The organism is Enterobacter sp. Bisph1 (assembly GCF_000814905.1).
Classification (GTDB): domain Bacteria; phylum Pseudomonadota; class Gammaproteobacteria; order Enterobacterales; family Enterobacteriaceae; genus Kosakonia.
In genome coordinates this window covers 17,442-27,205 of record NZ_JXAG01000013.1, presented here as the reverse complement: position 1 = coordinate 27,205, position 9,764 = coordinate 17,442, and the positions used below count along the sequence as shown (strand labels likewise).

Annotated in this window: 13 protein-coding genes; 6 read left to right on the top strand and 7 right to left on the bottom strand. The window is 51.7% G+C overall.

Translation table 11 applies throughout. The features are described from left to right. The first annotated feature begins 320 nt into the window (after nt 1–320). A complete protein-coding gene (locus RW65_RS00465) occupies nt 321–875 on the top strand; it encodes a gamma carbonic anhydrase family protein (RefSeq protein WP_039054692.1) in 555 nt (184 codons plus the stop codon). On the opposite strand, the gene RW65_RS00460 is transcribed toward RW65_RS00465, so the two are convergent. Genes RW65_RS00460 through dprA form a run of 6 tightly spaced genes read right to left on the bottom strand, consistent with a single transcriptional unit; the run spans nt 851 to nt 4,643 of the window. Beyond that, on the bottom strand, nt 851–1,108 hold the full coding sequence (locus RW65_RS00460) for a DUF1488 family protein (RefSeq protein ID WP_039054689.1): 258 nt from the start codon (nt 1,106–1,108) through the stop codon (nt 851–853). The genes RW65_RS00465 and RW65_RS00460 overlap by 25 nt on opposite strands. Further along, nucleotides 1,105–1,923: a shikimate dehydrogenase gene (gene aroE, locus RW65_RS00455; RefSeq protein WP_039054688.1), complete on the bottom strand. Its 819-nt coding sequence runs from the start codon at nt 1,921–1,923 to the stop codon at nt 1,105–1,107. The genes RW65_RS00460 and aroE overlap by 4 nt, the downstream gene beginning before the upstream one ends. A gap of 4 nt (nt 1,924–1,927) precedes the next feature. Further along, entirely contained in the window at nt 1,928–2,500 is a 573-nt protein-coding gene (gene tsaC, locus RW65_RS00450; RefSeq protein ID WP_039054687.1) for an L-threonylcarbamoyladenylate synthase type 1 TsaC, read from the bottom strand. Continuing rightward, nucleotides 2,490–3,047, bottom strand: coding sequence for a DNA topoisomerase family protein (locus RW65_RS00445; protein WP_039054686.1), 558 nt, complete (start codon nt 3,045–3,047; stop codon nt 2,490–2,492). The genes tsaC and RW65_RS00445 overlap by 11 nt, the downstream gene beginning before the upstream one ends. A 26-nt stretch (nt 3,048–3,073) precedes the next feature. Then, a complete protein-coding gene (gene smg, locus RW65_RS00440) occupies nt 3,074–3,547 on the bottom strand; it encodes a DUF494 family protein Smg (protein WP_039054685.1) in 474 nt (157 codons plus the stop codon). Beyond that, a complete protein-coding gene (dprA, locus tag RW65_RS00435; RefSeq protein WP_039054684.1) occupies nt 3,519–4,643 on the bottom strand; it encodes a DNA-protecting protein DprA in 1,125 nt (374 codons plus the stop codon). Before dprA ends, smg begins: the two co-directional genes overlap by 29 nt. Before the next feature lie 128 nt (nt 4,644–4,771). Between dprA and def the strand changes: the two genes are divergently transcribed. The 5 genes from def to mscL all read left to right on the top strand — a co-directional run bounded on the left by def (nt 4,772) and on the right by mscL (nt 9,541). Continuing rightward, nucleotides 4,772–5,281 carry a peptide deformylase gene (gene def / locus RW65_RS00430; RefSeq protein ID WP_039054683.1) on the top strand — a complete coding sequence of 170 codons (510 nt, stop codon included), beginning with the start codon at nt 4,772–4,774 and terminating at the stop codon, nt 5,279–5,281. A 21-nt stretch (nt 5,282–5,302) separates the two neighbouring features. After that, the gene (gene fmt, locus RW65_RS00425; protein WP_039054682.1) at nt 5,303–6,250 is read left to right on the top strand and encodes a methionyl-tRNA formyltransferase; all 948 of its coding nucleotides are present in this window, start codon (nt 5,303–5,305) and stop codon (nt 6,248–6,250) included. Between the two features lie 45 nt (nt 6,251–6,295). Further along, nucleotides 6,296–7,585 carry a 16S rRNA (cytosine(967)-C(5))-methyltransferase RsmB gene (gene rsmB / locus RW65_RS00420; protein ID WP_039054691.1) on the top strand — a complete coding sequence of 430 codons (1,290 nt, stop codon included), beginning with the start codon at nt 6,296–6,298 and terminating at the stop codon, nt 7,583–7,585. A 22-nt stretch (nt 7,586–7,607) separates the two neighbouring features. Continuing rightward, entirely contained in the window at nt 7,608–8,984 is a 1,377-nt protein-coding gene (gene trkA, locus RW65_RS00415) for a Trk system potassium transporter TrkA (protein ID WP_039054681.1), read from the top strand. Between the two features lie 143 nt (nt 8,985–9,127). Beyond that, on the top strand, nt 9,128–9,541 hold the full coding sequence (gene mscL / locus RW65_RS00410) for a large-conductance mechanosensitive channel protein MscL (RefSeq protein ID WP_039054680.1): 414 nt from the start codon (nt 9,128–9,130) through the stop codon (nt 9,539–9,541). Here mscL and RW65_RS00405 read toward each other — a convergent pair. Continuing rightward, nucleotides 9,538–9,750: an alternative ribosome-rescue factor A gene (locus RW65_RS00405; protein WP_039054679.1), complete on the bottom strand. Its 213-nt coding sequence runs from the start codon at nt 9,748–9,750 to the stop codon at nt 9,538–9,540. The two genes, mscL and RW65_RS00405, sit on opposite strands and share 4 nt — an antisense overlap. Between the last annotated feature and the right edge of the window lie 14 nt (nt 9,751–9,764).

The following is a 9,764-nucleotide window of genomic DNA, read 5'->3' as shown; positions in this document are numbered from 1 at the left end:
ACGCGCTTTAGCGCTTCGTCGCGAGGTGGCGTATATTACGCTTTCCTCTTTCAGAGTCAACCCTCAGTTTCAGGTTTTTTCTCTTCCGTTACCCCGACTATCTGGTGAAGTGATTCACGTTATCGGGTCAACGGAGGCGCATTATAGGGATCCCAATTTTTAGCACAAGTCTTTTTGCGATCTTTTTTTCTGACTGCTGTTTTTTCATTCTTTTTGCTGTGATCCCGTACGATCTGCTCAAATAATGGTGGGTAAAAGCCTTGCAGAAGGCCATTCTTACGATCAAAGTCATTATCACAGCCCGTTTTGATGAGGTAATTATGTCTACCGTTTTACGTCCTTATAAGGATCTGCGGCCAAAAGTAGGCCAGCGGGTCATGATTGATGCCACCAGCGTAGTGATTGGTGACGTCAGAATTGCTGATGATGTGGGTATCTGGCCACTGGTGGTGATTCGCGGCGATGTGAATTATGTCGAGATCGGCGCACGCAGCAATATTCAGGACGGCAGCGTTCTGCACGTTACCCACAAGTCCTCTTATAACCCAGAAGGCGATCCCCTGATCATTGGCGAAGATGTGACGGTCGGGCATAAAGTGATGCTGCACGGCTGCACTATCGGTAACCGGGTATTGGTCGGGATGGGTTCTATCTTACTGGATGGCGCCACCATTGCTGATGACGTGATGATCGGTGCCGGTAGCCTGGTACCGCAAAATAAACATCTGGAAAGTGGCTACCTTTACCTGGGCAGCCCGGTAAAACAGATCCGCCCTTTGACCGAGGCGGAACTGGAAGGCTTAAAGTATTCAGCAAGCAATTACGTGGAATGGAAAGATGAGTATCTGGATCAGGATAACCAGACAATGCCCTGATCGTCCTCTTGCTGGCGGCGGATCTGTTGCTCCGCCTCTTCTTCCAGATCCCAGCGATGTTCATGAAAGACCGCCAGATACTGTTCTGGTGTCTCACCGCCAAAACGGCTTGCCAGAACAGTACCTTTGATGGCGCAAGCTAGTTGCATGCCGTTGACCAGCGCGGGAAAGCATACCGCTTCAAGGGCACCATCCCACTCTTCGCGATCCGGGAAGTGAATAGCCTGATTCATTTCGCCAGTTCCTGTTTTAACTGAGCGATCACCGGCTCCACATTCGGTAAAACTCCGTGCCACAGCAATACTGCATGCGCGGCCTGCCCCACCAACATACCTAACCCATCTGCGTACTGCTTCGCGCCTGATTTTTTACACCAGCTAAGAAAGGGCGTAAGACCTTGCTGATAAAACATGTCGTAGCAATATAGCTCGGGATGAATAAGCGAATCAGGCAGAGCGGGGATCTCCCCGCCGATTCCGCTGGAGGTAGCATTAATTACCAGGTCGAATTCGTGGTGATGCAAATCCTCCATTGCCACGGCATCAACGCTGCCAGTATGAGCAAAGACCTTTGCCAGGGTTTGTGCTTTGGAAAAAGTACGGTTGGTAATCGTCACCGAACAATCTAATGAGAGCAACGGAAGAATCACGCCGCGCGCGGCTCCCCCCGCTCCCACCAGCAGAATACGAAAGCCGGTACGGATCATCGAGAGTCGTTCAAGATCGCTAAGCAAGCCGATGCCATCCGTGTTATCACCCAGCAAGCGGCCATCATCCAGCCGCTTAAGCGTATTCACCGCCCCGGCTAAGGCTGCACGTTCGGTGAGTTCGTCCGCACGAGCAAAGGCTTCTTCTTTAAAGGGCGTTGTGATGTTTGCACCTTTCCCACCCGCTGCAAAAAAAGCCTCCAGCGTCGGTACAAAGCTATCCACAGGCGCTAAGACTCGCCCGTAAGCGTGTTCAATCCGCAGCTGCTGCGCAAATTGCTGATGGATAAAAGGAGACTTACTGTGCGCTATTGGGTTACCAAAGACGGCATAGGATTCCATACAATTACCCCTGACGGAAAAGTTCGCCGGTAAGGGCGTCACGGATTTCTGAAGGATTTAGCCTGCCGCCCGTTGGCGCATCGACGACCGGGAACTGCGGGCCAAATTGCGCGATAACTTCCTGCGCGGTTCGGCAAGGCGGCAGTCCCGATAAATTAGCACTGGTTGATACCAGTGGTTTTCCGTAGGCCTCACACAGCGCAATCACGGTGGGATGATCGGTTACGCGCACGGCCAGCGAGTCAAAACGCCCAGTGAGCCAGCGCGGCGTCGTGGGTTTCGCCGGGAATACAAAGGTGACCGGCCCAGGCCAACTGGCAAAAATCGTCCGGCGCTGCTCTTCAGTCAGCATACTGTCATCAATATAAGGTTTGAGCTGGTCAAAGCTGGCGGCAATAAGAATCAGACCTTTTTCGACCGAGCGCTGTTTAAGCTCCAGTAAGCGATGAACGGCTGTTTCGCTGTCCGGGTCGCAGCCGACACCGAAAACAGCTTCCGTTGGATAAGCGATGACGTGTTCTTTATTCAGGATCTCTACCGCCGTAGCGATAGGATCTATTGGCAGGTTATTCTTCACGAGTTTGTTCCGCCGTTGCCGGCTGTCCACATTGTTTACTGGCGCAGAAGCGTTTAATGCCCTGCGCGGTTTTCTTTTCGATGAGTAGCGGGTAGTGGCAGATATGACATTCACCCGCTACCGGTTTGAAGTTGATAACGAACTGGCAATCGGGATAGCGATCGCAGGAATAGAAGGTTTTGCCATATCGGGAACGGCGCTGCACAAGATGCCCGCTTTGACATTGCGGACAGGTGATAGCCGTGTCGTCAGGCTTATCAATCAGCTCCGTATGTTCACATTCAGGATAGCGGCTGCAGCCGATGAACATGCCAAAGCGGCCCTGGCGCAAAACCAGTGCGGCACCGCACGAAGGACACTGTTGTCCATCGAGAACTTTAACGATATGTCCGTCCGCCTGGCTTTTGAGGGGACGAATATAATCGCATTCCGGATAGTGAGAACATCCGAGAAACGGACCGTGTTTCCCGGATCGGATCACAAGTTCAGCCCCGCATTGTGGGCAGGGCTCGCTGTTGCGCACCGAAAACAGTGCTGATTTGGCCATAACGACTCTTGAAGCTGCAAAAATGATTAGTGCAGCATACCTTCATTCACTTCAAAGAGTAATTCTTCCATTTGCTGGTAGGCGTTTTCGCACCCGGGGATATTGAAGAGAACCATCAGGATGACCCATTTGAGATCTTCCAGCTCGAACTCTGCCGTATCCAGCGCCAGCACCCGTTCAATCACCATTTCCCGCGTTTCGAGGTTAAGCACCTGGATTTGCTCGAGGAATAATAAGAATCCCCGGCAACTGGCATCCAGCCTTTCACACTCTTCCGGCGTATAAATACGTAGAGAAAGTGGATCAGAAGCAAGCTGCATCGGTTCGGCAAGGCCTTCCTGATAATCAGCCAGCTTTTCCAGCCACAAAAGTGCGTTATAGATATCCTCACGATCAAATCCGGCGTCGGTAAGATCCCGTTCCAGTTTGTCCTGATCCACACGCAGTTCAGCTTCGTTATGGATGTAAGTCTCAAACAAGTACATTAGTACGTCGAACATGGCTTGCCCTCCTCAATCGGACATAGCCGCCGGGTACAGCTGCGATCCATCCTGCTAACTCCAGTTCAAGCAATTGAGCGGCGATGACTGGCACAGGTTGGCCGGCACGTTCAGCGACGACGTCAACAGGTGTTACCTCATCTCCTACGTTAGCCAGGAGCTCAGGAAATGGCAATGCCACCTCTTCTTGATCCACAGAATTAATTGCTTTTTCACCCACGTCAGACAACCAATTCAGCCCATATTGCAAACTTTCGAGGATCTCGTCAGCGGAAGTGACAGGTATCGCGCCTTGTTTGATCAACCAGTGCGGCCCTTCGCTGCCGGGGCTACCAATAGGGCCAGGAATGGCAAACACGTCGCGGCCTTGTTCAACAGCAATCCGCGCGGTCACTAACGAGCCGCTGCGTAACGCGGCTTCAACGACTAATACACCACGGCTAAGACCACTAATAATGCGGTTACGGCGGGGAAAGTTCCCCGGTTTTGGCGTAGCCGCCAGCGGAAACTCAGACACTAATGCGCCACCGCTTTCAATCAGCTGCACGGCAAGGGAAGCATGCTTACGCGGATAAAGGTGGTATAGACCATGTCCTAATACGCCAACGCTTTTCCCCTTTACATGCAAGGCGGCACGATGAGCCACGCTATCGATACCCAGCGCCAAACCGCTGGTAATGGTCAACCCTGCACGCGCCAGCGCTTCGCAAAAAATCCGCCCCCAGCGTTCGCCATACCATGAATGCGCACGGCTTCCAACCACCGCCAGCTGCTGTGTCGACAGTACCTTTGCATCGCCTTTAACAAAGATTGCGCCGGGGAAATCCGTAATCGCGCGCAGCGGGGCGGGATAGAACGGATCGCTGGCGATAAGTAAATGATGATGTGGTTGCGCAAGCCATTCCATGCTTTGCTCAAGCTCGCGCTCAGGAAGAGAGAGAAAGCGCCGCGTCTGCGCAGGCGTGAACCCAAATCGCTGGAGCTCGCCCGAAGTCGCATTTGGGTTTTGCTCCAGCCACTGCGCTGCGCTCAACCACTGCTCGCCACACAGATTCGTTACTTGTAACAGCCGCAGCCAGATCTCCCTGTTCGTCATCTTTTCTCCCTGCCACAAGCCGCTGCAGCAATCCTTGCGATTGGTCACTGATGCTGTCAATCGCAAGGGGATTTGTCTAGAATAGAGGGAATATTCTCACCAACTCCTGAACACGACTCTGGATATTTATGGCAGTTTTGCATGTGTTACATATTCCGGACGAGCGCCTTCGCAAAGTCGCCGAGCCGGTTAAAGAAGTGAATGCGGACATTAAGCGTATCGTCGATGATATGTTTGAAACCATGTACGCAGAAGAAGGTATTGGCCTGGCGGCAACGCAGGTTGATATTCATCAGCGCATTATCGTTATTGATGTGTCCGAAAATCGCGATGAACAATTGGTTTTGATCAACCCTGAGCTGCTGGAAAAAAGCGGCGAAACGGGTATTGAAGAAGGTTGCCTGTCGATTCCGGAACAGCGTGCGCTGGTACCTCGCGCAGAGAAAGTAAAAATCCGCGCGCTGGATCGTGATGGAAAAGCATTCGAACTGGAAGCGGATGGTCTTCTGGCAATTTGTATTCAGCATGAGATGGATCATCTGGTCGGCAAACTGTTTATTGATTATCTGTCGCCGATGAAACGTCAGCGTATTCGCCAGAAAGTTGAAAAACTGGATCGCATGAACGCCCGTGCATAAAACGGGCTGTAAGGGATAAACGTGTCAGATTCTTTACGTATTATTTTCGCCGGCACGCCGGATTTTGCAGCGCGTCATCTGGACGCGCTGTTGTCTTCTGAGCATCAGGTTGTCGGCGTTTTCACCCAACCGGATCGTCCTGCCGGTCGTGGCAAAAAGCTGATGCCCAGCCCGGTGAAAATGCTGGCAGAGGAAAAAGGGCTACCGGTATTTCAACCCGCCTCGTTGCGCGCTGCCGAAAATCAGGAATTGGTCGCAAATCTCAATGCCGACGTAATGGTCGTGGTGGCATACGGATTGATCCTGCCAAAAGCAGTGCTTGCCATGCCACGCCTCGGCTGCATCAACGTTCACGGTTCACTGTTACCGCGCTGGCGCGGCGCTGCGCCCATCCAGCGCGCATTGTGGGCGGGCGATGCTGAAACAGGCGTTACCATCATGCAAATGGACGTCGGTCTTGATACCGGCGATATGCTCTACAAACTTGCCTGCCCGATTACCGCTCATGATACCAGCGCCACGCTTTACGATAAGCTTGCCGGGCTGGGTCCCCAGGGGTTAATTGAAACACTGCGGCAGCTTGCGCAGGGCAACGCGCAACCGCAAGTGCAAGATGAAACGTTGGTCACTTACGCTGAGAAGCTCACTAAAGAAGAAGCGCGTCTGGATTGGTCCCTTAGCGCCGCTCAGCTTGAACGATGCATCCGCGCTTTCAATCCCTGGCCAATGAGCTGGTTCATCGTTGATGAGCAACCGGTGAAAGTGTGGAAAGCCTCTGTTATCCCCTCTTCGACCGGCGCTAAACCAGGCACCATCGTTGAGGCGTCCAAAGCGGGTATCCAGGTGGCGACTGCCGACGGGATACTGAGTCTCGAATCGCTGCAGCCTGCAGGTAAGAAAGCGATGAGCGCGCAGGATCTGCTCAATTCACGGCGAGAGTGGTTTGTCCCCGGCAACCTTCTGGCCTAAAAATATTTCCAGCCCGGCTTGCCGGGCATTTTTATTTTTATCCTTATGAAAAAACAAATAAATTTACGCAGCATGGCTGCGCAGGCAATTGAGCAGGTGGTGGAACAGGGGCAATCGCTCAGTAACATCCTGCCGCCGTTACAGCAGAAAGTTTCCGAGAAAGATAAAGCGCTGCTCCAGGAGCTGTGCTTTGGCGCATTGCGTGTGTTACCGCAGCTTGACTGGCTAATCAATAAATTGATGTCCCGCCCAATGACCGGTAAGCAACGCACGGTTCATTACCTGATTATGGTTGGCTTTTACCAACTTCTGCATACGCGTATTCCTGCCCATGCGGCGTTGGCAGAAACCGTTGAAGGCGCAGTGGTCATTAAACGCCCGCAGCTTAAGGGGTTGATTAATGGCGTGTTACGACAGTTCCAGCGTCAGCAAGAAGAGCTGATGGCGGAATTCGCCGAAAGCGAAAACCGCTTTCTGTTTCCAAAGTGGCTGTTGAATCGGGTACAAAAAGCTTATCCGCAACAGTGGCAACAGGTGGTTGATGCCTGTAACCAGCGGCCGCCGATGTGGCTGCGCGTCAATCGCCAGCATAATTCACGGGATAGCTGGCTGGCATTGCTGAATGAAGCCGATCTGCAAGGGTTCACCCATCCCCATTATCCAGATGCTGTTCGCCTCGAAAACCCGGTGCCTGTTACTGCCCTGCCCGGTTTTGCTGAAGGCTGGGTTACCGTGCAAGATGCCTCAGCGCAACGCTGCGTCACGTTACTCGCGCCAAAAGATGGCGAGCGAATCCTTGATCTTTGCGCAGCGCCCGGCGGTAAAACCACGCATATCCTCGAGGCGGCGCCGCAGGCCAGCGTGCTGGCGGTTGACATTGACGAACAGCGTTTATCGCGAGTTTACGACAACCTGAAACGACTGGGGATGAAAGCCGAAGTGAAACAAGGCGATGGTCGAATCCCGGCGCAGTGGTGCGGCGATGAGAAATTTGATCGTATTCTGTTAGATGCGCCCTGCTCAGCGACGGGGGTTATACGCCGTCATCCGGATATTAAATGGCTGCGCCGCGATCGCGATATCCCCGATCTGGCGCAGCTGCAGTCCGAGATTCTTGATGCTATCTGGCCACATTTGAAATCGGGCGGTACGCTGGTGTATGCGACGTGCTCTATCTTACCGGAAGAGAATAGCCAGCAGATCGCAGCCTTCCTCAAACGTACCGCTGATGCGCAACTGAGCGAAACGGGTACGCCGGAACAACCGGGCCTGCAAAACCTGCCGGGCGCGGAAGAAGGCGATGGATTCTTTTACGCTAAGATAATCAAACAGTGATAGTTATAACGGGTCGCGACTGATGAAAATAATTATTCTGGGTGCGGGGCAGGTCGGTGGAACGCTGGCTGAAAACCTGGTCGGAGAGAATAACGATATTACCGTTGTAGATACCAATGGCGATCGTTTACGTACGTTGCAGGACAAATTCGATCTCCGGGTTGTACAGGGCCACGGATCGCATCCGCGTGTCCTGCGTGAAGCCGGTGCTGATGACGCTGATATGTTAGTCGCGGTGACAAGCTCTGATGAAACCAATATGGTGGCTTGCCAGGTGGCTTATTCGCTTTTCAATACACCTAATCGAATTGCCCGTATCCGTTCGCCAGATTACGTGCGCGATGCTGATAAGCTTTTTCATTCAGAAGCGGTGCCCATCGATCATTTGATCGCCCCTGAACAGTTGGTTATCGACAGTATCTACCGTTTGATCGAATATCCTGGCGCATTGCAGGTGGTGAATTTCGCCGAAGGTAAAGTCAGCCTGGCGGTAGTGAAAGCCTATTATGGTGGACCACTGATTGGTAATGCGCTTTCAACCATGCGCGAACATATGCCACATATTGATACGCGGGTTGCGGCGATCTTCCGTCACGATAGGCCTATCCGTCCGCAAGGTTCAACCATTGTAGAAGCCGGTGATGAGGTATTTTTTATTGCCGCCTCGCAGCATATTCGTGCCGTGATGAGCGAACTGCAGCGGCTGGAAAAACCCTATAAACGCATTATGTTGGTTGGCGGCGGAAATATCGGTGCCGGGCTGGCGCGTCAGTTAGAAAAAGATTACAGCGTAAAATTGATCGAACGCGATCAGCAGCGCGCCGCAGAACTGGCCGAGAAACTGCAGAACACCATTGTTTTTTTTGGTGACGCATCGGATCAGGAATTACTTGCGGAAGAACATATCGATCAGGTCGATCTCTTTATTGCCGTCACTAATGATGACGAAGCAAATATTATGTCCGCGATGCTGGCCAAACGGATGGGCGCGAAGAAAGTGATGGTGTTGATTCAGCGGCGGGCTTATGTCGATCTGGTGCAGGGCAGCGTGATTGATATCGCCATCTCTCCGCAGCAGGCGACCATTTCCGCGCTGCTAAGCCATGTACGTAAAGCAGATATTGTCGGTGTTTCTTCGTTGCGCCGTGGCGTCGCAGAAGCGATTGAAGCCGTGGCGCATGGAGACGAAACTACCTCGCGCGTAGTAGGTCGCGTCATTGATGAAATAAAACTTCCTCCAGGTACAATAATCGGCGCAGTCGTTCGTGGAAACGACGTGATGATCGCTAATGATAATTTGCGAATTGAGCAAGGCGATCATGTGATTATGTTTTTAACTGATAAAAAATATATCACTGACGTCGAGCGATTATTCCAGCCCAGTCCGTTTTTCTTATGATAAGCAGGGCGTGATAATAAGCGCCCTTCTCTTATTCCCCTCTTTTAACAGGGATTTAGAAAAATCGTAATTCCCCTGCGTAAATGGAAATTGATCGGGAATTTGTTAGACTTAACGTCACAGCCTGCACATGGAGAAGGGATATGAGCATTTTGAAAGAGTTCCGCGAATTTGCAATGCGCGGAAATGTCGTCGATTTAGCGGTAGGTGTGATCATTGGTGCAGCATTCGGCAAAATAGTGTCGTCGCTTGTTGCCGATATCATTATGCCGCCGCTCGGATTATTAATTGGCGGCATCGATTTTAAATCTTTTGCCTGGACATTACGCGAGGCGCAGGGCGACATTCCTGCAGTTGTAATGCATTACGGCGTATTTATTCAGAATATTTTTGATTTCATTATCGTCGCGTTTGCCATCTTTATGGCGATTAAGCTGATTAATAAGCTTAAACGGAAACAGGCAGAAGAGCCGAAAGCAGCGCCGGCACCGAGTAAAGAAGAGGTCTTGTTAAGCGAGATTCGCGATCTGTTGAAAGAGCAAAACAGTCGCATTTAAGCAAATGCAAGAAGGCCAGTGGTAAATAAGCGAATCGCTTGCTTGCCACTGGCCTCCTGAAAGCCTTTTTTCGCATGTTTATCTTTTCGTAAATAACTGCCTTTCCCTTTTTTGTTTTTCTCTATGCGTTGTCGAAACAGCGGATCATGTAACAGTGCCTCAATGGCGTTATCGTTGATCTGCCCTTTAGTGTGCTGATAGCGACTCATCATTTCTCCAGATT

Bases quoted from the DNA above. Each gene is read 5' to 3' on its own strand.
- RW65_RS00465 (WP_039054692.1), top strand. From the start codon at position 321: ATGTCTACCGTTTTACGTCCTTATAAGGATCTGCGGCCAAAAGTAGGC.
- RW65_RS00460 (WP_039054689.1), bottom strand. From the start codon at position 1,108: ATGAATCAGGCTATTCACTTCCCGGATCGCGAAGAGTGGGATGGTGCC.
- aroE (WP_039054688.1), bottom strand. From the start codon at position 1,923: ATGGAATCCTATGCCGTCTTTGGTAACCCAATAGCGCACAGTAAGTCT.
- RW65_RS00445 (WP_039054686.1), bottom strand. From the start codon at position 3,047: ATGGCCAAATCAGCACTGTTTTCGGTGCGCAACAGCGAGCCCTGCCCA.
- smg (WP_039054685.1), bottom strand. From the start codon at position 3,547: ATGTTCGACGTACTAATGTACTTGTTTGAGACTTACATCCATAACGAA.
- dprA (WP_039054684.1), bottom strand. From the start codon at position 4,643: ATGACGAACAGGGAGATCTGGCTGCGGCTGTTACAAGTAACGAATCTG.
- def (WP_039054683.1), top strand. From the start codon at position 4,772: ATGGCAGTTTTGCATGTGTTACATATTCCGGACGAGCGCCTTCGCAAA.
- rsmB (WP_039054691.1), top strand. From the start codon at position 6,296: ATGAAAAAACAAATAAATTTACGCAGCATGGCTGCGCAGGCAATTGAG.
- trkA (WP_039054681.1), top strand. From the start codon at position 7,608: ATGAAAATAATTATTCTGGGTGCGGGGCAGGTCGGTGGAACGCTGGCT.
- mscL (WP_039054680.1), top strand. From the start codon at position 9,128: ATGAGCATTTTGAAAGAGTTCCGCGAATTTGCAATGCGCGGAAATGTC.
- RW65_RS00405 (WP_039054679.1), bottom strand. From the start codon at position 9,750: ATGAGTCGCTATCAGCACACTAAAGGGCAGATCAACGATAACGCCATT.